The sequence below is a fragment of the Streptomyces albireticuli genome (genome assembly GCF_002192455.1).
GTDB lineage: Bacteria > Actinomycetota > Actinomycetes > Streptomycetales > Streptomycetaceae > Streptomyces > Streptomyces albireticuli_B.
Genome location: NZ_CP021744.1, coordinates 5,471,981 through 5,492,959 on the forward strand (window position 1 = coordinate 5,471,981; position 20,979 = coordinate 5,492,959).

Here is a 20,979-nt window from a genome sequence, read left to right on the forward strand (position 1 = left end):
ATCAACGGCAGTCCGCGGGTACGGCGATACCTACCCCGCGCCGCACCCCAACACGCGCCGCCCTGCTGCTACTTCCGGCCGTTCTCCTCGGGCTCCTCGGCCTCGCCGGGTGCGGTTCCTCCGGCGGTACGGGCGGCGGTACGGCCGGTGGCGGGGAGCGGAAGGCCGCGGTGGCCGACCGGGTCGAGCCGCTCGCGGGCACCCCTGAGCAGCGGCTCCCCGCCACGGTGCGCTCGGCCGACGGGCGCGAGACCACCGTGCGCGACACCGGCCGGATCGTGCCGCTCACCGGCTCGCTCTCCGAGATCGTCTTCGCCCTGGGGCTCGGCGACCGGGTCGTCGCCCGGGACATCACCGCCACCTTCGACCAGGCGAAGAAGCTCCCCGTGGTGACGCGCGCGCACGACGTCTCGGCGGAGAGCGTGCTCTCGCTCAAGCCGACCGTCGTCCTCGCGGAGACCACCACCGGGCCCGCCGAGGCCGTCGACCAGATCCGGGCGGCGGGCATCCCGCTCGTCGTCCTCGACCCGGCCAAGAAGCTGGCGGACGTCGGCACCCGCATCGACCGGGTGGCGGCCGCCCTCGGCGCCCGCACCGCCGGGGACCGGCTGCGCGAGCGCACCCAGGGCCGGATCGACACCGCCCGCGAGGGCATTCCCGGCGGCGCGAAGCCCAAGGTCGCCTTCCTCTACCTGCGCGGCTCGGCGTCCGTCTACCTCCTCGGCGGTGCGGGCTCCGGCGCGGACTCGCTGATCGAGGCGGCGGGCGGCGTGGACGCGGGCAAGGAGTCCGGGCTGAAGCGGGACTTCACCCCGCTCACCAGCGAGGCGCTCGCCAAGGCCGCGCCCGACGTCATCCTCGTGATGAGCAAGGGCCTGGACTCGGTCGGCGGCGTGGACGGCCTGCTGAAGATCCCCGGCGTCGGCCAGACCCCGGCGGGCCTGGACCGCCGGATCGCCTCCGTCGACGACGGCGTCCTGCTCAACTTCGGGCCCCGCACGGACACCGTGCTCACCTCGCTCGTCGAGCAGATCCACGCGAAGGGGAAGTGACGGTGAGCCTCCTCAAGCCCCCGGGCACGGCGGCCGTCCCCGCGGACCCGCCGGCCGGGAGCGCGGCAGCCGCCCCCGAAGCGCGCACCCGCCGGCGCCGCACCGCGCTCCTCACCGCCGGTCTCGTCGCCGCCCTGCTGTTCGCGGCCCTGCTGTCGGCCGGCGTCGGCGCGTACGACATCCCGCTCGGCGACGTCCTCGGCTCGGTGCTGCACCGGCTGGGGCTCGGCGGCGCGGCGCTGGACCGGGTCGGCGAGAGCGTGCTGTGGGACGTACGGCTGCCGCGGGTGGCGCTGGCCCTGCTCGTCGGGGCGTCGCTGGGGTGCGCGGGCGCGCTGATGCAGGGCGTGTTCGGCAATCCGCTGGCCGAACCGGGCGTCATCGGCATCTCGATGGGCTCGGCGGTCGGCGCCGTCGCCGCGATCGCGCTGGGCATGAACTTCCTCGGCAACTGGACGATCACCGTCTGCGCGTTCACCGCCGGCCTGGTGACGGTCCTGCTGGTGTACCTGCTGTCGCGGTCGGGCGGCCGGACCGAGGTGGTCACGCTCATCCTCACCGGCATCGCGGTGAACGCCTTCGCCGGCGCGCTCGTCGGCCTCGGCGTCTTCCTCGCCGACAACGCCCAGGTCACCCAGATCACCTTCTGGCAGCTCGGCTCGCTCGCCCAGGCGACCTGGCCGAAAGTGCTCGCCGTCCTGCCCTGCGCGCTCCTGGGCCTGGCCGTCGCGCCGCTCTACGGGCGGAAGCTGGACCTCCTCGCGCTCGGGGAGCGTCCCGCGCGGCACCTGGGCGTGGACGTCGAACGGCTGCGCATGACGCTGGTGCTGGTCGTCGCGCTGCTCACGGCGGCCGCGGTCGCGGTGTCCGGCGTCATCACGTTCGTCGGGCTGCTGGTGCCGCACGTGCTGCGTATGGCGGCGGGCCCGGGGCACCGCTTCCTCGTGCCGGGCAGCGCGCTGGGCGGCGCCCTGGTGCTGGTCGCGGCCGACCTCGCGGCCCGTACGGTCGCCCAGCCGGCGGAGCTGCCGCTGGGCGTGCTGACGGCGCTGCTGGGCAGCCCGTTCTTCTTCGTCCTGCTGCGCAGGACGCGGCGCAAGCAAGGAGGCTGGGCGTGATGCGCTCGCTCTTCCGGACGCGTGCCCGGCGGCTGCCCACCGCGCCGCCGCCCGGCGCCGTCGCGGCCGAGGCCCGCGCGCTGCGGGTGCGGCTCGCCGGCCGCACCGTGCTCTCCGAGGTGGACCTGACCGTCACGGCGGGCGAGGTGCTCGCGCTCGTCGGCCCGAACGGCGCCGGGAAGTCGACGCTGCTGGCCGCCCTCGCGGGCGACCTGGCCGCCGAGTCCGGCGAGGTGCGGATCGACGGCGGGCCGGCCGGTTCCTGGCCGGCGGCCGAACTCGCCCTGCGGCGCGCGGTCCTGCCGCAGTCGGCGGAGCTGTCGTTCCCGTTCGCCGTCGAGGAGGTCGTCCGGATGGGGCGGGCGCCGTGGGCGGGCACCGCCGCGGCGGAGGCGGACGACGAGGCCGTACGGGCCGCGATGGCCGCCGCCGAGGTGACCGGCTTCGCGGGCCGCTCCTTCGCCGCGCTGTCCGGCGGGGAGCGGGCCAGGGTGGCCCTGGCCCGGGTGCTGGCGCAGCGCGCCGCGCTGCTGCTGCTCGACGAGCCGACGGCCGCGCTGGACCTGCGCCACCAGGAGCTGGTGCTGCGGGTCTGCCGCGAACGGGCGGCGGCGGGCGACGCGGTGGTCGTCGTCCTGCACGACCTGGGGCTGGCCGGCGCGTACGCGGACCGGGTGGCCGTGCTGCACGAGGGCCGGATCGCGGCGGAGGGCCCGCCCGGGCAGGTCTTCGATCCGGAACTCCTGAGTCGCGTCTATGCGCAGCCCGTCGAGGTAATTGATCATCCGCGTACCGGTGAACCTCTGGTGATACCGAGACGGTAAGGACAAATCTTTGCCGCGTGAGAGCAGAATCACTCGGCATTCCGGGAACGACACAGGGAAGCCTCAGATAAGTTAGGGCGGCCTTATTCGGACCGATCATTTTCGGCCAAGATCATTTCTTCCCTCTCCGAGCATGCCTGGAGCCCTTCATGCGCGTCCTCCGCTCCTCCGCCGTCGCCGCCGTCGCGGCGGCCACGGCCCTGACCGCCGTGTCCGGCTGCGCCGAGAAGTCCGACACCAAGGGATCCGACGCGGTCCGGGTCAAGGCGACGGACGACAAGTGCGAGGTCTCCACGGCCTCCTTCCCGGCCGGCCACGTCAAGATAGCCGTGGAGAACAAGGGCTCGAAGGTCACCGAGGTCTACGTCTACGCCCCCGGCGACCGGATCGTCACCGAGCGGGAGAACATCGGTCCCGGCACCAAGGCGGAGATCACCGCGACGATCAAGGCCGGTTCGTACGAGATCGCCTGCAAGCCCGGAATGAAGGGCGACGGAATTCGCCAGAAGATCACCGTCACGGGTGAGGGCGCGGCGCCGAAGAACAATCCGGAACTGGACAAGGCGGTCGCCGAATACCGCAAGTACGTCCAGGCACAGGCAGACGAGACGATTCCGGCGGCCGAGAAGTTCGCCGAGGCCGTGAAGAAGGGCGACCTGGACGAGGCGAAGAAGCTCTACGCCCCCTCCCGCGTCGGCTGGGAGCGCACCGAGCCGGTCGCGGAGTCCTTCGGTGACATCGACCCGAAGGTCGACGTCCGCGAGGACGGCCTGGAGAAGGACCAGAAGTGGACCGGCTGGCACAAGCTGGAGAAGTCGCTCTGGGACGAGAAGAAGATCGACGAGGACGACAAGAAGCTGGCCGACCAGCTGATGACGGACCTCAAGGACTGGCAGAAGCGCGTCGGCACCGCCGAGATCACCCCGACCAGCATGGCCAACGGCGCCAAGGAGCTGCTCGACGAGGTGGCCACCGGCAAGGTCACCGGTGAGGAGGAGCGCTACAGCCACACCGACCTCGTCGACTTCCAGGCCAACGTCGAAGGCGCGCGGAAGTCGTACGAGCTGCTGAAGCCGGTCGCCTCGAAGAACGACGCGGCGCTCACCAAGGAGCTGGACAAGCAGTTCACCGAGCTCGGGAAGCTGCTCGGCGAGCACCGCGAGGGCGACGGCTTCAAGGCGTACGACTCCGTCGGCAAGGACGACCGGAAGAAGCTCTCGGACGCGGTCAACGCCCTGGCGGAGCCGCTGTCCAAGCTCGCCGGCGCCGTGGTGAAGTAGGCAGCCCGATGACGGACCCGACCAAGGACCCGACGGCCGGCGTGACGGCCGACGCGACGACGGACACGAGCACGGAGGAGACGGCGGACGCCGGGCGCGGCGCGGCCGCCCCCGCGCCCGCCGGCCCCTCGCGCCGCTCGCTGCTCGGCTGGGGCGGCGCCGGGCTCGCGCTCGGCGCGGCCGCCGCCGGCGGCACCGCCGCCGCACTGCGCACCGGCTCCGACGCCTCGCCGGCCGCGCTGTCCGGCGACGCGGTGCCCTTCCACGGCGCCCACCAGGCCGGCATCGCCACGGCCGTCCAGGACCGGCTGCACTTCGCGGCCTTCGACGTGACCACCTCCGACCGCGACGCGCTGGTCAAGGTGCTCCGGGAGTGGACGGCCGCCGCCGCGCGGATGACCGCGGGCCACGAGGTCGGCGAGGGCGCGACCGGTGGCCTGGACGAACTCCCGCCGGACGACACCGGCGAGGCGCTCGGCCTCAAGCCGTCCCGCCTGACGCTGACCTTCGGCGTCGGCCCCGGCCTCTTCGAGAAGGACGGCAAGGACCGCTTCGGGCTCCGGGACCGGCGGCCCAAGGCCCTGGTCGACCTGCCGGTCTTCCCCGGCGACAACCTCGACGCCGCCCGCAGCGGCGGCGACCTGTGCGTCCAGGCGTGCGCGGACGACCCGCAGGTCGCGGTGCACGCGATCCGCAACCTCGCCCGGATCGGCATGGGCAAGGTCGCGATCCGCTGGTCGCAGCTGGGCTTCGGCAAGACGTCCTCGACGACCCCGGACGCCCAGACCCCGCGCAACATGATGGGCTTCAAGGACGGCACCCGGAACATCGCGGGCACCGACGCCGCCGCCCTCGACAAGCACGTGTGGGTGGGTGAGAAGGACGGCCCGGCGTGGATGACCGGCGGCTCGTACGTCGTCGCGCGCCGCATCCGGATGCACATCGAGACCTGGGACCGCACCTCGCTCAAGGAGCAGGAGGACATCTTCGGCCGGGACAAGGCCGAGGGCGCCCCCGTGGGGAAGACGCGCGAGCGCGACGAGCCCAGCCTCAAGGCGATGCTGCCGGACGCCCATGTGCGCCTCGCGCACCCCGACAGCAACAACGGGGCGACGATCCTGCGCCGCGGCTACTCCTTCACCGACGGCACGGACGGCCTCGGCCGGCTGGACGCGGGCCTGTTCTTCCTCGCCTACCAGCGGGACGTCCGCGACGCGTTCATCCCGCTCCAGTCGAGGCTCGCGCGCAATGACGCGCTCAACGAATACATCCAGCACGTGGGCTCGGCGGTCTTCGCCGTCCCGCCGGGCGTCCGCGACGAGGACGACTGGTGGGGCAAGGCACTGTTCGCCTGACCGACGGTCTTTCTACGGAAGGGGAAGCCGCGTGTTCGGCAACTATCTGATCGGCCTGCGCGAGGGCCTGGAGGCCAGCCTGGTCGTCTGCATCCTCGTGGCCTACCTGGTGAAGACCGGGCGCCGGGACGCGCTCGCGCCGGTCTGGCTCGGCATCGGCACGGCCGTGCTGCTGAGCCTGGCCTTCGGCGCGCTGCTCCAGTTCGGCTCGCGCAGCATGACGTTCGAGGCGCAGGAACTGCTCGGCGGCTCCCTGTCGATCGTCGCGGTCGGCCTGGTGACCTGGATGGTCTTCTGGATGCGGCGGACCGCGCGGCACCTGAAGCGGGAGCTGCACGGCAAGCTCGACGCGGCGCTGGCCATGGGCACCACCGCGCTGGTCGTCACCGCCTTCCTGGCCGTGGGCCGGGAGGGCCTGGAGACCGCGCTGTTCGTCTGGACCGCGGTGGAGGCCACCGACGACGGCGTACGTCCGCTCGTCGGCGCGGTCCTCGGGCTGCTCACCGCCGTGGTGCTGGGCTGGCTCTTCTACCGGGGCGCCCTGCGCATCAACCTCGCCAGGTTCTTCACCTGGACCGGCGGGATGCTGATCGTGGTGGCGGCGGGCGTGCTGGCCTACGGCTTCCACGACCTCCAGGAGGCGGAGTTCCTGCCGGGCCTGCACGACCGGGCCTTCGACGTCAGCGAGCAGATCCCGGCCGACAGCTGGTACGGCACCCTGCTGAAGGGCGTCTTCAACTTCCAGCCGGACCCGACCTGGGTCCAGGTCGCGGTGTGGGCGCTGTATCTGGTACCCACCCTGCTGGTGTTCCTCGCCCCCGGTAAGGTGACGGCGAACCGAGCCGCCACCGAGGAGTCGAAGCCCCATGAGACGCCGGCCGCCACGTCGCACGCTGATCACCACGGCGGCGCTGACGGCACTGCTGACGCCGGCGACCGGGTGCGTGACGGTGCACGGCGAGCGGGAGATCCTGCCGGCGGTGGACAAGGCTGAGGCCCCGAAGATCCTCGAACGCTTCACGGACGGCTACAACGAGGCGTACCGCAAGCTCGACCCGAGGGCCATCGACCGGGTCGAGAGCGGCCCCCTCGCCGAGATCGGCCACGCCGACATGAGGACCCAGGGCGCCCTCACCCCGGGCGGCAACCCCCGCTATCCGTCGCTGGTCCTGGACGACGCGCGCTTCACCGTCCCCAAGCAGGCCGGCTGGCCGAAGTTCTTCCTCGCCGACACCCGCAGCAACCGCGACCGCAACCGCTGGCTCGTGGTGTTCCTGCGCGAGGGGCCGAAGGACCCGTGGCGGGCCGGCTATCTGTCGATCGTCGGCCCCGGCCGGGTGCCCGCGTTCGCGACCGACGAGGACGGGTACGCCGAGGCGGTGCCCGTCGCCAAGGGCAAGGACACCGGGCTGGCCGAGGACCCCGAGGCGGTCAGCGGCGCGTACACCGACTATCTGCGGACCGGTGGGGGCGGCGCCTTCGCGCCGGGGCCGCGCACCAGCGGGCTGCGGGAGGAGCGGGAGAAGCTCCGGCGGACCCCGACGTTCTGGACGGAGTTCATCGACGTCCCCGAGCGGGCCCCGGACTTCCCCTCACCCGCGCTGCGCACGGAGGACGGCGGCGCCCTGGTGTTCTTCACGGCCCACCACCGCGAGCGGCGGACGATGGCCAAGGGGCTGCGGCCCGCGGTCACCGACCCGCGGACGCGGACGCTGGTGACCGGCGAGCTGAAGACGTCGGTGACCTACACCCGGGTCTCGGAGTCGGCGGTGCGGGTCCCGCCGGCGGCGACCGGCGGGAAGGCGGGGGCGAAGGCGGGCGGGAAGCCCGCCGGGGGCGCCTCGAAGAGCGACGCGGAGAACGACGGGAAGATCGTCTTCCTGAACCGCATCGAGAGCGTGACCGCGGTCAAGGGGGAGTAGCGTCCGTACGGGTGAGGGCACCCGGCGGGAAGCCGCCCGTACGGGGTGCGCCGTACGGTGCCGCCCTGCCGGGAAACCCGTGCGGACCGAGAGGTCCCGTACGGGGTCCGGTGCGCGGAAGGTCAGCGTCCGATCGGCCAGGCGGCCGACTCGTGGTGGTCCGGGCGCTCGCCCGCGTACTGCGCGCAGGCGTCGGTGAGGGTCTCCAGCAGCGTCAGCGGGTCGGGCAGCGGGCGCTCGGCGCCCTGGCCCTGGAGCCAGGCCACGCCCTCGCCGTCCGGCACCCGCGAGGGCGGCAGCAGCACATAGCTGCCCCGGCAGTGCCAGCGCAGGCCCGGGTGCTCGTCCATGGTCTCGGGATGGCAGTCGAGCTCGCACGGCCACCACTCGTCCTCGTCGTCCGGGGTGCCGCGGGTGGCGGTGAAGAACAGCATGCGGTCGGGGGCGACCGTGGCCACCGGGCCCACGTCGACACCGGCCGCCGTCAGCCGGGCCAGGGCCTGCCGGCCGGCTTCCAGGGGGACGTCGAGGACGTCGTGGGCGATTCCGGTGGCGGTGACGAAATTGGCCTCCGGCTGCGCGCGCAGCCACTTGGTGACCTTCTCGGCGTCCGTGGTCGCGAGGGTCTGCCAGGCGAAGGAGACGGGGTGCCGGCCGGGGGTCGGACAGCCGATCCGCTCGCACGAACAGCCGTACCCGGACGGGTGGGCGGCCGGGGCCAGCGGGAAGCCCGCCGCCGCCGCGGCCAGGAGCAGTTCCTCGCGGGCGGCCTCCGATGCCGCGTCCGCGCCCGTATCGCCGCCCGCTCCGCTCCTGGGACGGCGCAGCCACTGGGAGAACCTGCTCTTGCGTTCCATCTATCCCCTCACTTCGACCGCGGTCTCCGGTCAATGCTGCCACCATCCTGCGCCTGGTGTGACCGTCGGACGTATCCGGAGGGTGTGAGACGGGCCGCTCGCGGGCGTCCCGGAGGGGGGTCCGGCGCCCTGCCCGCGCCGGTCCCGGGGCCGGTCTCAGCGGGGGGACAGACCGCGGAGCGCCAGCTCGGCGACGGTGTCGGCGTACTCGTGGGTGAGCGGCAGGGTGCGGGTGTGCCAGCGGTGGAAGAGCGGGCCGACCAGGAGTTCGACGGCGATCCGCACATCGATGTCCGCGGTGATCTGCCCGGCCTCCTGGGCCGACCGCAGCCGGCGCACGTACGCCTGGAGCTGGGGTTCCAGGATCCGCTCGGTGAGCTGCCGGCCGAGCTCGTGGTCGTTCTGCGTCTCGGCGGACAGGGCCCGGGTGGGGGCCTCCAGCTTGGGGTTCTGGAGCTCGTCCACGGTGCCGCGCAGGACGGTCTTGAGGTCGGCCTCGATGTCGCCGGTGTCCGGCAGCTCGACCGTGAGCGGGTCCAGGCCCTCGGGCATGCACGCCTCGAAGAGGACCGCGGCCTTGGAGGGCCACCAGCGGTAGATCGTCTGCTTGCCCACGCCGGCGCGGGCGGCGATGGCCTCGATGGTGAGCTTCGAGAAGCCGACCTCGCCGACGATCTCCAGCGCCGCGTCGAGGATCGCGCGACGGGAGCGCTCGTTGCGGCGGGTGGCGTCGGGGGCCTTGGCGGCGGGCGTCTTGTTGACCATAACGGCATCTTAGCGAGAAGAAGGCGAGACGTATCGTCTTGACAAGACGATGCGTCTCGTCCAATCCTGGGACCAGAGCGAGACACCGCGTCTCGCCTGACAGAGAGGGGCACCCCATGACCAGGGGCAGCGCGGGCAACATGCTCGGAGTCGGCGGCACCCGGAGCAACCTCTCCCGGAGCGCGCTCCGGGGCGCCGCCCGCGGCGGACGCACGGGAAGCGGCACGGACGCGAACGCCCAGAAGCGTGAACTGCTGCGGAAGTTGCGGGAAGGGCGGGACGGAACGGCCGGAGTGTGAGTGGGCCACGGGTAAACCACCCGTACGGTTCATGCGCCAAAGGCCGTGGAGCGAGGACGATTTGGGCACGTGCGACACCCCGCACGTGCCCAACATCACCGTGAGGAGCACTCCTTGCGTATCGCCCCACGTGCCGAAGCCGCCCCGCGGCGAACGACCACCCCCCGGCGCGAAGCCGCTCCGCGGCGCTATCTGATGTGCCCACCGGCCTACTTCAAGGTCACGTACTCGATCAACCCCTGGATGGACCCGGACAAGCCGGTCGACCTGCCGCTCGCCCTCGCCCAGTGGGAGGACCTGCGCGACCGCTACCGCTCCCTCGGCCACACCGTCGAGGAGCTGGCCCCCAGGCCCGACCTGCCCGACATGGTCTTCGCCGCCAACGGCGCCACCGTCGTCGACGGCCGGGTGCTCGGCGCCCGCTTCGCCCACCCCGAGCGCGCCGCCGAGGCCGCCGTGCACGCGGAGTGGTTCCGCGCCCACGGCTACACCGACGTCCTCGAACCCGAGCACATCAACGAGGGCGAGGGCGACTTCGCCGTCACCACCTCCTGGCTGCTCGCCGGCCGCGGCTTCCGCAGCAGCCCGCTGTCGCACCCCGAGGCCCAGGAGTTCTTCGGCCGCCCCGTCATCGGCCTCGACCTGGTCGACCCGCGCTACTACCACCTGGACACGGCGCTGTCCGTGCTCGACGGCGACGAGGTCATGTACTACCCGGGCGCGTTCTCGGCGGGCAGCCGGGCCGTCCTCGCGCACCTCTTCCCGGACGCCCTGATCGCGACGGAGGAGGACGCCGCCGCGCTCGGGCTCAACGCGGTGTGCGACGGCCGCCATGTGCTGCTGCCGCAGGCTGCCGTGGGCCTCTTCGCCCCCTTGCGCGAGCGGGGCTACGAACCGATCGGGCTCGATCTCGGCGAGCTGCTCAAGGGCGGCGGCAGCGTGAAGTGCTGCACCCAGGAGCTGCGCTGACGGGCGGTCGGGCGGGGGCGCGGAGCGCCCGGACCGTCCGTCGCTGAGGAATCCCCGGGGTCGTAAGGCCGCCGCCGCCCCGGGACGCTCACTCCTCCGGCGGCCAGGTGTCGCCCCAGTCGGTGTCCCGGGCGATCTTGTAGAGCGCGCCGTGCCGCTTGGTCACGGTCTCGCGGGTGAGCCCGTCCTCGGGAGTGCACAGCTCCAGCAGGACCTGGCCCTTGCGGATCTGCGGCTTGCGGACGACGCGGGCGGGCGCGGCCGGCACCGGCAGGTCGCGCACCGCCGCCACGTAGCTGAACTTCTCGTCCTCGTACGGCAGCGAGCCGCCCTTGACCTGGCGGTGCAGCGAGGAACGGCTCACCCGGGCCGAGAAGTGGCACCAGTCGGTGCCGCGCTCGATCGGGCAGGCCGCGCTGTGCGGGCAGGGCGCGACGACCCGGAACCCGGCCGCGATCAGTCGGTCGCGGGCCTCGATGACCCGCAGATAGCCGTCCGGGGTGCCCGGCTCGATGACGACCACCGCGCGGGCGGCGCGGGCCGCCTCGTCGGTGACCGACCGGCGGGCGTCCTCGGTGAGCTCGCCCAGCACGTAGGAGACGGTGACGAGGTCGGTGCCGTCGGGCAGGGCGAGGCCCGGGCCGATGGCCTGGCGCCGCCACTGAGCGGTGCGCAGCGACTCGGAGGCGGCGCCGCGGGCCAGCTCCGCGCCGAGGGCGAGGGCGGGCTCCGCCCAGTCCAGGACGGTGGTGCGGTGCCGGCCCTCGGCCCACGCGGCGGCGACGGCCCAGGTCGCGGCGCCCGTGCCACCACCGATGTCCACGTGCGAGGCGGGCTCCCAGTCCGGCAGCCCGTCCCGGAACGCCTCCAGCGCGGCGCGCACGGCCTCGAAGGTCGCGGGCATCCGGTACGCGGCGTAGGCGAGGACGTCGGAGCGGTCGCGCAGCACCGGCGCGTCCGTGGGGGTGCGCCCCCGGTAGTTGGCGATCAGCCGTTCGACGGCCTGCGCGGCCTGCCGGGGCGGCAGGCCGTCGAGGAGCTCGGCGAGGACGGCGCGGGGGCTGTCGCCGGTGGAGTGGGGATGGGGGGCGTGCATTCGCACGAGTCTATGCGGCCCCGCCGCGGCCGGCCGCTGCGCGCGCCCACCTGGGCTCCGCCCCCGCTCCCGGCTACCGCGAGGCGGCGGTCCCGGCCGCGCCGGGCTCCTCGGCCGTCCGCTGCCACGGCCGGCACAGCCCCACGAAACATCCCACCGCCGCCAGCGCGCACACCAGCTGCACCACGGCCATCGGCACCGCCGTGTGCTCGCCCGCGATGCCGACCAGCGGTGAGGCCACCGCCCCCAGCAGGAACGTGGACGTGCCGAGCAGCGCGGACGCGGAGCCGGCGGCGTCGCGGGAGCGCATCAGGGCCTGGGCGTTGGTGTTGGGCATCGCGAGGCCCATCGCGGACATCAGGACGAACAGCCCGGCGGCGATCGGGGCCAGCCCGGCCTCGCCGAAGACGCCGGAGGCCATCAGCAGCAGGGCGACGGAGGCCAGGGTGATCACCCCGAGGCCCACGGCGAGGGCCTTGTCGAGGCTGACGCGGCCGATCAGCAGCTTGCCGTTGATCTGGCCGACGAGGACGAGGCCGACGGAGTTGACGCCGAAGAGCAGGCTGAAGGTCTGCGGGGAGGCGCCGTAGATGTCCTGGACGACGAAGGGCGAGGCGGAGATGTAGGCGAAGAGCGCGGCGAAGGCGAAGCCGCCCGCGAGCATGTAGCCGGTGAAGACCCGGTCGGAGAGGAGCGAGCCCATCGTGCGCAGGGCCTCGCCGAGGCCGCCGGCGTGCCGCCGCGCGGGCGGCAGGGTCTCGCCGAGACGGCGCCAGACGACGAGGGTGAGGAGCAGCCCGATGACGGTGAGGACGACGAAGACGCCGCGCCAGTCGGTGACGCGCATCACCTGGCCGCCGATGAGGGGGGCGACGACGGGGGCGACGCCGGAGACCAGCATCAGGGTGGAGAAGAAGCGGGCCATGGCGACGCCGTCGTAGAGGTCACGGACCATGGCGCGGGCGATGACGATGCCGGCGGCGCCGGCCAGACCCTGGACGAGCCGGAAGCCGATCAGGAGCCCGGCGGTGGGCGCGAGGGCGCAGACCGCGGTGGCGATCACGTAGATCACCATGCCGGTGAGCAGGGGCCGGCGGCGTCCCCACTTGTCGCTCATGGGGCCGACGACGAGCTGGCCGAGTGCCATGCCCAGGAGACAGGCGGTGAGGGTGAGCTGGACGGTCGCGGCGGGGCTGTGCAGGGCGTCGGTGACCTCCGGCAGGGCCGGGAGGTACATGTCCATGGACAGCGGCGGCAGGGCGGTGAGGCCGCCGAGGACGAGCGTGACGAGGAGGCTCGTCCGCCGGGCGGCCGTGGCCGGGGCGGCGGTCGTCGTCGCGGTGGCGGGGGTGTCCGGGTCCCGGGCCTCGGCGGGCCCGGGACCCGGTATCCGGGGGTCGGCGGATTCCTTCTGATCGTGCTGGGGCTCGGCCGTGCCGGGGCCGGTGCCGGGGTCCGTCATGGGTCGCTCTCCACAGTCGTTGTCGGATCAACCATGGTGTCATGACCGTCAACGCTCCCCGGCCCTTACGCGGACGGCTCCGGGCCGTGGATCACGCCGGTCTGAGCCCGGGGTCACCCGCCTCGGAGACGAACGAGGCGGCGGTGCTGACGGGGGCGCCGGGCCTGGTGACGCCCGTGAGGGTGCGGAAGTCGGCGCGGACCCGCTCCTCGCCGAAGGAGACGACCACATAGCCGCGGCGGGCGTCGTAGTACTTCATGTGCGGGTTCGCGGCCATCATCGAGGACCAGTCGTCGGGCCGCTCCTCGCCGTCGAAGCCGCTGGAGACGGAGGTCCCGACGAACTCCACGCCGAGGGTGCGGGACGCCGGGTCGTCGAAGTCCTTCTTGATGTCGAGGGCGTAGTGGACGTGGTCGTCGCCGGTGAGGACGACGAGGTTCTGGATGCCGGCCTGCTCGACGCCCGCCAGGACGCGCTGCCGGGAGGCGGGGTAGCCGTCCCAGGCGTCCATGGAGAGCTTGGAGCGGGCGGCGGTGGTCTCCTTGCGCCGGGCGAAGCAGACCTGCTGGGGGATCACGTTCCACAGCGCGGAGGAGGACCGGAAGCCGTCGAGGAGCCAGCGCTCCTGCTCGGCGCCGGTGAGCGTACGGGCCGGGTTCTCGGACTCGGGGCCGGGGTACTTCCAGCCGTCGCCGTAGGCCTGGTCGGAGCGGTACTGCCGGGTGTCGAGGATGTCGAACTGGGCCAGCTGCCCGTACTGGAACCGGCGGTGCAGCCGCATGGCGGGACCGTCGGGGCGCTGCGCCCGGCGCAGCGGCATGTTCTCCCAGTAGGCGCGGTAGGCGGCGGCCCGGCGGGCGCGGAAGGTGTCGGCCGGGAGGTTGTCCTGCGAGATGTCGCCCGCGTAGTTGTTCTCGACCTCGTGGTCGTCCCAGGTGACGTACCAGGGGTGGGCGGCGTGCGCGGCCTGGAGGTCGGGGTCGGTCCTGCCGAGCGCGTACCGCTGCCGGTAGTCGTCGAGGCTGACGAGCCAGTGGTTGTAGTAGGCGGGCAGCGGGGTGGTGAGCTTCCGGGCGCCGGCCCGGGCGTCGATGGCGTTCTCGTAGATGTAGTCGCCGACGAAGAAGACGGCGTCGAGGTCCTCGTCCGCGAGGTGGCGCAGCGCGGTGTAGTAACCCTCGTCGTACTGCTGACACGAGATCAGCCCGAACCGCGCCTCGGCGGGCAGCGCGGCGGCGTCGGGCGCGGTCCGGGTGCGGCCGACGGGGCTGGTCCAGTCGCCGGCGTGGAACCGGTACCAGTAGACGTGGTCGGGTTCGAGGCCGCGCAGGTCGAGGTGGACGGTGTGGTTGTCCTGCGCGGGCGCGGTGACGGTGCCGCTCTGCTCCACCCGCCGGAAGGTGTCGTCGGCGGACAGCTCCCACTGCACGGGCACACCGCTGCCCTGCGCGGGCAGCCCGTTGCCCACCTCGTGCGGGCGGGGGGCGAGTCTGGTCCACAGCACGACGGAGTCCGGCAGCGGGTCGCCGGAGGCCACGCCGAGAGTGAAGGGATTCTCGGTGAGCGTCGGGGGGGTCATCCCCTCAATGTGCGCGCGCGAGTGCCTGCTGTGAAGGGGTGGTGCGTGGGCGGTTCACGGTAGGGCGGGGCCGGGCGCCGCCCCCGTCACCCCTACGCGCTGAGCGGGAACTCCCGCCCCAGTTCCTGGAACACCGCCGTGTTCAGCGCGAACGCGCGCTTGCACTCGTCGATCACCCGCTGCTTCTCCAGGTCGTCCACCGGCAGCGCGTCCAGCAGCTCCCGGTACTCCCGCTTGAAGGCGGCCGGGTTGCCGATGGCCTCGAAGACGTAGAACCGGACGCCGTCGCCCTTGCGGGCGAAGCCCCAGGTCTTCTCGGCGGTGCCGCGGATGATCTGGCCGCCGGAGAGGTCGCCGAGGTAGCGGGTGTAGTGGTGGGCGACGTAGCCGGCGGGCCAGTCGCGGGCGCACTCGGCGACGCGGGCCGCGTAGGCCTCCGTGGCGGGCAGCGGGCGCAGGGCCGCCTGCCAGCCGGGGCCGCCCAGGTGGGCCAGGTCGCGCTCCAGCTCGGCGGTGCGGGCCAGCTCGGGCCGTATGAACGGGCCCGCGACGGGGTCGGCCGCGAGGGCCGCGGCCGACGGGCCGCCCTCCAGGGCGCGGTAGACGAACCACAGCTGCTCGGTGTAGCGGCGGTAGGCGTCGACGCCGAGCCGGCCGCCGAGCATGTCGCTCATGAACGACGAGTTCTCCGCCTGGGTGTGCTGCTCGTGCGAGGCGGTGCGGATCAGGGTGGAGAACGGTGTGGTGGCGGGCGCGTCCAAGGCGGACCTCCGGAGACCGAGGGCGGGAGGGGGCGGGGAGGGACGCGGGACAGGGAGCTGCCGCGCCGACATCACCGATTCTCTCTAGTTAGGCTTACCTAAGTCAATTGGTTCCCGACGGACTGTCGGTAAAAACCTTACCGCCCCGGACGCCACCCGGCAGGGTTTACCGCCGGATCACGGCAGCGTGAGGATCTCCGCCCCGCTGTCCGTCACCACCAGCGTGTGCTCGAACTGCGCCGTCCGCTTCCGGTCCTTGGTGACGACCGTCCAGCCGTCCTCCCACATGTCGTACTCGTACGTGCCCAGCGTCAGCATCGGCTCGATCGTGAACGTCATGCCGGGCTGGATGAGCGTGTCGTGGTGCGGGCTGTCGTAGTGCGGGACGATCAGGCCGGAGTGGAAGGACGAGTTGATGCCGTGGCCGGTGAAGTCGCGGACCACCCCGTAGCCGAAGCGTTTGGCGTACGACTCGATGACACGGCCGATGACATTGATCCGGCGGCCCGGCCTGACCGCCTTGATCGCCCGGTTCAGCGCCTCGCGCGTGCGCTCCACCAGCAGCCGGGACTCCTCGTCCACGTCGCCGCACAGGTAGGTGGCGTTGTTGTCGCCGTGCACGCCGCCGATGTACGCCGTCACGTCGAGGTTCACGATGTCGCCGTCGCGCAGCACGGTCGAGTCCGGGATGCCGTGGCAGATCACCTCGTTGACCGACGCGCACAGCGACTTGGGGAAGCCCCGGTAGCCCAGCGTCGACGGGTAGGCGCCGTGGTCGCACATGTACGCGTGCGCCACGCGGTCGAGCTCGTCCGTCGTCACGCCCGGCGCGATGAGCTTCGCCGCCTCCTCCATCGCCCGCGCGGCGATGCCGCCCGCGATCCGCATCCGCTCGATCGTCTCGGCGTCCTGGATCTCGGGACCGGTGTAAGGGGTGGGCGCGTCCTTGCCGACGTACTCGGGACGAGCGATCGACGCGGGGACGGGACGGGTGGGGGAGAGGGTCCCCGGGCTGAGAAGCGACTGGCCAGACATGTCAGCGAGTGTAGCCAGGGCGTATCGGGGACCATGTGGGCGAGAGCGGTCGAGAGGGCCACCCGCACGGGCGGGGGCGCGGGACGCGAGGGAGACCATCATGGCGCTGTTCAAGAGGCGGACCGAGGGCAAGCCGGGCGAGTGGTACTACTGCCTCAAGCACGGGACGGTCGAGGAGGGCCCCCAGTGCCGCGCCGCGGACCGCTTCGGTCCGTACGAGACCCGCGAGGAGGCCGCCCACGCCATGGACACGGCCCGCGAGCGGGAAGAGGAATGGCGCGAGGACCCGCGCTGGAACGACAACGGCGGCAGCCAGGAGCGCGAGGGATAGGGCTCCTGACGGGGGGCTCCGGGGCGCAGTGGCCCGGAGCCCCCGGGGGCGCCGTGGTCACGCCGCCTCCGCCACCGCCTCCGCCGCCTTGCGCGCCCGCATCCGGACCGCGTGCTCGTCCGTGCGCGCGTCGTACGACATCAGCTTCGGCAGGGCCGTGGCCAGCAGACCCACCGAGGCCAGACAGGCCGCACCGCCCGCCCACACCGACGCGCGGACGCTCGTCAGCGAGGCCATGCCGCCCGCGCGGACCTGGCCGAGCTGCGGGCCCACCGAGTACGAGAGCATCTCGATGCCCGCGAGCCGGCCGCGCAGCTCGTCCGGGATCGTCTGGTCCCAGATGGCGGACCGGAAGAGTCCGCTGACCATGTCGCACCCGCCCGCCACGGCCAGGAACAGCAGCACCAGCCAGACGTTGTGCATCCACCCCGCCACCGCCATGGCCGCGCCCCAGCCGGCCGCCGCGTAGACGACCATCCGGCCGTGCCGGTGCACCCGGGAGGCCCAGCCGCTGGTCAGGCTCACCACCAGGGAGCCGACCGCGCCGGCCGCGTACATCAGGCCCAGCGCCCAGGGCGCGTCCAGGTCGTCCGCGAGGAACGGGAAGATCGCGGTGGGGAACGCGAACAGCATCGCCACCATGTCGATCGCGTACGTGCCGAGCAGCTCCTTACGGCTCCACGCGTACCGGCCGCCCTCCAGGATGCCGCGCAGCGACGGCTTCTCCGCCTCGCGCGGCGCGGGTGAGGGCGCGAGCCCCAGCAGCAGCGCGCCGGAGACCACGTACGAGGCGATGTCCAGGGTGTACGCCCACTCCAGGCCCGCGAAGGCGATGAGCAGGCCGGCCAGCGACGGGCCGGCGATCGCGCCCACCTGCCAGCGCATCGAGTTCAGGGCGATGGCCGCGGGCAGCTGCTCGTGCGCCACCACACGGGGCACGATCGCCTGCATCGCCGGGCGCTGGAGGCCCGCCAGGGCGCTGGTCAGCGCGGCCACCACGTACAGCGGCCAGACCATCGGCTCCGGCAGCAGCGTGTTGAGCAGCAGGATCGCGGACAGGACGCCGAGGCCCACCTCGGTCCACAGGATCAGCTTGCGGCGGTCGACGGCGTCGGCGAGCGCGCCGCCGTAGAGCCCGAAGACGATCAGGGGGACGAGCTCGACCGCGCCGATCGCGCCGACGGCGAGCGCCGAGCCGGTCAGCTCCTTGAGCTGGAGCGGTACGGCGACGAAGGTGAGGAACGTGCCGAACACGGTCACGAGTCCCGCCAGCCACATCCGGCGGAAGTCCGGGGAGGAGTGCCACGGGGTGAGGTCGGGCAGCAGGGCGCGCAGGCGCCCGGAGGGTTCGGGGGTGGTGGGGGAAGCGGGGGACGCGGGGGGATCGTGCTCAGTCACGGAGGACCATGGTCCATATACGGATGATCGTGAGCAAACGATTTTCCTCCAGGATCCTCCGGGCTCGTCCGAGCTCCTCCGGACGCCTCGGGAAAGGCCGCCCGCTACCAGCGCGGCGGCGGAGGCGCCGTCAGCTGGTCCGCCAGCCGGGCCAGCCGGTCCCGGAAGCGCCGCCGGCCCCGCGGCGACGGCAGGCTGTTCTCCCCGGCGGCCGCGCTGACCAGGTGCTGCACGGTGTCGAGGTCGAGCTCCGTCGCCGTCGAACCGCAGGGCTCGGCGCGGACCGCGGACGCCGCCGGCGCGGCCAGCGCGTCATGGGCCAGCGCGCGCAGCTCGGCGCCCGCGCGCTCGCCGGGCGCGCCGTCCAGGGCGAGGACCGTGGCCCCGCCGCGCCGGGCGTCGTGGACCCGCTCCAGCAGCCCCTCCCCGGGCTGCCCGGCCGCCACCACCAGCAGCGTCTCGCCGCGCCGCACCGCCTCCAGCCTGCCCAGGCCGACGGACAGGTGCGCGGGCACCCCTGCCGGGACCTGATGGCGCACGAGGGTGGGGGAGAGCTCCGGCAGACCGGACCAGGCCGCCTCGTCGTCCAGGTGGGCGGCCATGTGCCACGGCTCGTACTCCTCGGTGCCGACCAGCAGCAGCCCGCCGTGGTGGCGCGCGACCGAGCCCCGCAGCGTCCCCGCGAAACGGCGCGTGGAGCGCAACCACTCGGTCCCGGCGAGCACTTCGCGCAGCAGCGCGACACGTACGGCGTCCATGGGCGGCCATCCTGCCCCGGCGGCCGCCCCGGCCGGACGGATTCCGGGGCCCCTCACCCGTACGGGCCCGGCGGCCGTGCCACGCGGCGCGGAGCCCCTCGGTACCGGCCGGCGGGGCGTGACAGTATCGCTGTCATGACTACTTCTGACGACGTGAAGAAGGCCCCGGCGAAGGACCCTTGGGACCTTCCGGATGTGTCCGGACTCGTGGTGGGTGTCCTCGGCGGGACCGGCGACCAGGGCCGCGGCCTGGCCTACCGGCTGGCCAAGGCGGGCCAGCAGGTGATCATCGGTTCCCGCGCCGCCGACCGGGCGCGGACCGCGGCCGAGGAGCTGGGCCTCGGCATCGAGGGCGCCGACAACGCCGAGTGCGCCCGGCGCAGCGACATCGTGATCGTCGCCGTGCCGTGGGACGGCCACGCCAAGACCCTGGAAGGGCTGCGCGAGGAGCTCGCGGGCAAGCTCGTCATCGACTGCGTCAACCCCCTCGGCTTCGACAAGAAGGGCGCCTACGCCCTGAAGCCGGAGGAGGGCAGCGCCGCCGAGCAGGCCGCCGCCCTGCTGCCCGACTCCCGGGTGACCGCCGCCTTCCACCACCTGTCCGCCGTGCTGCTCTCCGACCCGGAGATCGCCGAGATCGACACCGATGTGATGGTCCTGGGCGAGTCCCGCGCGGACACCGACCTCGTGCAGGCCCTGGCGGGCCGCATCCCCGGCATGCGCGGCGTGTTCGCGGGCCGGCTGCGCAACGCGCACCAGGTGGAGTCCCTGGTCGCCAACCTGATCTCGGTCAACCGCCGGTACAAGGCCCACGCGGGCCTGCGCGTCACCGACGTCTGACGGACGCCCGGCCGGGGGCGGGGCGGGGCCCGTAAGGCCCCCCGACGGGTCCCGAGGGGCCTCAAGGGACGCCGGCGGGCGGTGGGGGACAATGGGCGGGATCGTACGCATGCGCCCCCGGACAGGAGCCCTCTCCCATGCCCCGCCTCGCCCTCTACGCCCTCGCCGTCTGCGTCCTGGCCGCCGTGGCGGCCGTCGTCTCCTTCGCGCAGGGCAGCTGGCTCGGCATCGTCTGGGTGCTGATGCTCGGAGTGTCGTCCAACATCGCCTGGTACTACATCCGCAAGGCGAAGAACGACCGGGCGGCGGCGGAGTAGGCGTCCGGCCCGCCCGGGAGCCCGGGGACCCGGGCTCCCGGGCGGGCCGCGCGGCGATGCGACGGAAGGGGCGGGGCCGGGGATCTCCCCGGCCCCGCCCCTTCCCTCATCGGTCGTGGCCTGGTGTCAGTCCAGCACGATGCCCGTCATCGGCGGGATCTCCGGCGTGCCCTCCCAGAAGCGGAACAGCTGCTGGCCCCAGTACGTGTCCCACTCCGTCACCCGCAGCGCGTGCAGCACCGCGTCGATCATGTCGAAGAAGGCGATGTTGACCTCGGGGATCCACAGGATCCCGAAGACGGCCAGTATCCCGAACGGAGCGAAGGGCTCCACCTGTCGCCGCACCTTGTACGACAGCCACGGCTCGACCACGCCGTAGCCGTCCAGGCCCGGCACCGGCAGGGAGTTGAGGATCGCCGCGGTCAGCTGGAGCTGCGCCATGAACGCGAGCGCGTACCGGAAGTGGTCCGGCACCCCGTCCATCGCGCCCAGCCAGAACGGCGCCGTGACCACGAGCGCGAACAGCACGTTCGTCAGCGGGCCCGCCGCCGAGATGAGGCTGTGCCGCCAGCGGCCGCGGATCCGGTGCCGCTCGATGAAGACGGCGCCGCCCGGCAGGCCGATCCCGCCCATGATCACGAAGATCACCGGGAGCACGATGCTCAGCAGGGCGTGGGTGTACTTCAGCGGGTCGAGGGTCAGATAGCCCCGGGCCCCGACGGAGAGGTCGCCGCCGTGCAGGGCGGTGCGGGCGTGCGCGTACTCGTGCAGGCAGAGCGAGACGACCCAGCCCGACACGATGAACAGGAAGACGGCGAATCCGGGGCTCGCCGAGAAGTCCGTCCACACCGCCCATATGGAGACCGCCATGATGGCGACGAGGGCGAGGAAGACGGGGCTGACGCGCCGTTCGCCGCGGGTCGCTGTCGACATTCGAGTGTGCTCCTGAGGGTGTGTGGGA

Annotated in this window: 22 protein-coding genes; 12 read left to right on the forward strand and 10 right to left on the reverse strand. The window is 73.1% G+C overall.

Annotated elements, in window-relative coordinates:
- Window positions 1-26: 26 nt before the first annotated feature.
- The 7 genes from SMD11_RS23670 (at window position 27) to SMD11_RS23700 (ending at window position 7,551) form a co-directional block, all read left to right on the forward strand.
- On the forward strand, window positions 27-1,052 hold the full coding sequence (locus SMD11_RS23670) for an ABC transporter substrate-binding protein (RefSeq protein ID WP_087930696.1): 1,026 nt from the start codon (window positions 27-29) through the stop codon (window positions 1,050-1,052).
- 2 nt (window positions 1,053-1,054) lie between these two features.
- On the forward strand, window positions 1,055-2,170 hold the full coding sequence (locus SMD11_RS23675) for a FecCD family ABC transporter permease (RefSeq protein ID WP_087928345.1): 1,116 nt from the start codon (window positions 1,055-1,057) through the stop codon (window positions 2,168-2,170).
- Window positions 2,170-2,994, forward strand: a complete 825-nt coding sequence (locus SMD11_RS23680) for a heme ABC transporter ATP-binding protein (RefSeq protein WP_087928346.1) — start codon at window positions 2,170-2,172, stop codon at window positions 2,992-2,994. Before SMD11_RS23675 ends, SMD11_RS23680 begins: the two co-directional genes overlap by 1 nt.
- A 149-nt stretch (window positions 2,995-3,143) precedes the next feature.
- Entirely contained in the window at window positions 3,144-4,274 is a 1,131-nt protein-coding gene (gene efeO, locus SMD11_RS23685) for an iron uptake system protein EfeO (RefSeq protein ID WP_087928347.1), read from the forward strand.
- Window positions 4,275-4,282: 8 nt separating this feature from the next.
- A complete protein-coding gene (efeB, locus tag SMD11_RS23690) occupies window positions 4,283-5,629 on the forward strand; it encodes an iron uptake transporter deferrochelatase/peroxidase subunit (RefSeq protein ID WP_087928348.1) in 1,347 nt (448 codons plus the stop codon).
- Between the two features lie 31 nt (window positions 5,630-5,660).
- Window positions 5,661-6,623 (forward strand): iron uptake transporter permease EfeU, encoded by a 963-nt coding sequence (gene efeU, locus SMD11_RS23695; RefSeq protein WP_087928349.1) that lies wholly within the window; start codon window positions 5,661-5,663, stop codon window positions 6,621-6,623.
- Window positions 6,610-7,551, forward strand: a complete 942-nt coding sequence (locus tag SMD11_RS23700; RefSeq protein ID WP_234366450.1) for a hypothetical protein — start codon at window positions 6,610-6,612, stop codon at window positions 7,549-7,551. Before efeU ends, SMD11_RS23700 begins: the two co-directional genes overlap by 14 nt.
- 122 nt (window positions 7,552-7,673) lie before the next feature.
- On the opposite strand, the gene SMD11_RS23705 is transcribed toward SMD11_RS23700, so the two are convergent.
- Together SMD11_RS23705 and SMD11_RS23710 are read right to left on the reverse strand one after the other, a co-directional pair.
- Window positions 7,674-8,408, reverse strand: coding sequence for a bifunctional DNA primase/polymerase (locus tag SMD11_RS23705; protein ID WP_087928351.1), 735 nt, complete (start codon window positions 8,406-8,408; stop codon window positions 7,674-7,676).
- 156 nt (window positions 8,409-8,564) lie between these two features.
- On the reverse strand, window positions 8,565-9,173 hold the full coding sequence (locus SMD11_RS23710; RefSeq protein WP_087928352.1) for a TetR/AcrR family transcriptional regulator: 609 nt from the start codon (window positions 9,171-9,173) through the stop codon (window positions 8,565-8,567).
- Window positions 9,174-9,289: 116 nt separating this feature from the next.
- Here SMD11_RS23710 and SMD11_RS23715 point away from each other — a divergent pair, with 116 nt between their 5' ends.
- Both SMD11_RS23715 and ddaH read left to right on the forward strand, forming a co-directional pair.
- Window positions 9,290-9,472, forward strand: a complete 183-nt coding sequence (locus SMD11_RS23715) for a DUF6243 family protein (protein ID WP_087928353.1) — start codon at window positions 9,290-9,292, stop codon at window positions 9,470-9,472.
- A 114-nt stretch (window positions 9,473-9,586) separates the two neighbouring features.
- Window positions 9,587-10,441: a dimethylargininase gene (gene ddaH, locus SMD11_RS23720; protein ID WP_418952471.1), complete on the forward strand. Its 855-nt coding sequence runs from the start codon at window positions 9,587-9,589 to the stop codon at window positions 10,439-10,441.
- An 88-nt stretch (window positions 10,442-10,529) separates the two neighbouring features.
- Here ddaH and SMD11_RS23725 read toward each other — a convergent pair whose 3' ends face one another.
- From SMD11_RS23725 to map, 5 genes are all read right to left on the reverse strand, one after another.
- Window positions 10,530-11,537, reverse strand: a complete 1,008-nt coding sequence (locus tag SMD11_RS23725) for a small ribosomal subunit Rsm22 family protein (protein ID WP_087928355.1) — start codon at window positions 11,535-11,537, stop codon at window positions 10,530-10,532.
- Between the two features lie 73 nt (window positions 11,538-11,610).
- The gene (locus tag SMD11_RS23730; protein ID WP_087928356.1) at window positions 11,611-12,999 is read right to left on the reverse strand and encodes a multidrug effflux MFS transporter; all 1,389 of its coding nucleotides are present in this window, start codon (window positions 12,997-12,999) and stop codon (window positions 11,611-11,613) included.
- 91 nt (window positions 13,000-13,090) lie between these two features.
- Window positions 13,091-14,578 carry an alkaline phosphatase D family protein gene (locus SMD11_RS23735; RefSeq protein WP_087928357.1) on the reverse strand — a complete coding sequence of 496 codons (1,488 nt, stop codon included), beginning with the start codon at window positions 14,576-14,578 and terminating at the stop codon, window positions 13,091-13,093.
- 92 nt (window positions 14,579-14,670) lie between these two features.
- A complete protein-coding gene (locus SMD11_RS23740) occupies window positions 14,671-15,339 on the reverse strand; it encodes a heme oxygenase (biliverdin-producing) (protein WP_234366147.1) in 669 nt (222 codons plus the stop codon).
- Between the two features lie 177 nt (window positions 15,340-15,516).
- A complete protein-coding gene (gene map, locus SMD11_RS23745) occupies window positions 15,517-16,374 on the reverse strand; it encodes a type I methionyl aminopeptidase (protein WP_087928359.1) in 858 nt (285 codons plus the stop codon).
- Between the two features lie 100 nt (window positions 16,375-16,474).
- On the opposite strand from map, the gene SMD11_RS23750 reads away from it, so the two are divergent.
- Window positions 16,475-16,705 carry a hypothetical protein gene (locus tag SMD11_RS23750; protein WP_087928360.1) on the forward strand — a complete coding sequence of 77 codons (231 nt, stop codon included), beginning with the start codon at window positions 16,475-16,477 and terminating at the stop codon, window positions 16,703-16,705.
- A 57-nt stretch (window positions 16,706-16,762) separates the two neighbouring features.
- On the opposite strand, the gene SMD11_RS23755 is transcribed toward SMD11_RS23750, so the two are convergent.
- The gene (locus tag SMD11_RS23755; RefSeq protein WP_087928361.1) at window positions 16,763-18,103 is read right to left on the reverse strand and encodes an MFS transporter; all 1,341 of its coding nucleotides are present in this window, start codon (window positions 18,101-18,103) and stop codon (window positions 16,763-16,765) included.
- Window positions 18,104-18,207: 104 nt separating this feature from the next.
- Entirely contained in the window at window positions 18,208-18,861 is a 654-nt protein-coding gene (locus SMD11_RS23760) for a hypothetical protein (protein WP_087928362.1), read from the reverse strand.
- A 135-nt stretch (window positions 18,862-18,996) separates the two neighbouring features.
- On the opposite strand from SMD11_RS23760, the gene npdG reads away from it, so the two are divergent.
- Both npdG and SMD11_RS23770 read left to right on the forward strand, forming a co-directional pair.
- The gene (gene npdG, locus SMD11_RS23765) at window positions 18,997-19,701 is read left to right on the forward strand and encodes an NADPH-dependent F420 reductase (protein WP_087928363.1); all 705 of its coding nucleotides are present in this window, start codon (window positions 18,997-18,999) and stop codon (window positions 19,699-19,701) included.
- 137 nt (window positions 19,702-19,838) lie between these two features.
- Entirely contained in the window at window positions 19,839-20,018 is a 180-nt protein-coding gene (locus SMD11_RS23770; protein ID WP_087928364.1) for a hypothetical protein, read from the forward strand.
- Between the two features lie 126 nt (window positions 20,019-20,144).
- On the opposite strand, the gene SMD11_RS23775 is transcribed toward SMD11_RS23770, so the two are convergent.
- The gene (locus SMD11_RS23775) at window positions 20,145-20,951 is read right to left on the reverse strand and encodes a site-2 protease family protein (protein ID WP_087928365.1); all 807 of its coding nucleotides are present in this window, start codon (window positions 20,949-20,951) and stop codon (window positions 20,145-20,147) included.
- Window positions 20,952-20,979 lie beyond the last annotated feature (28 nt).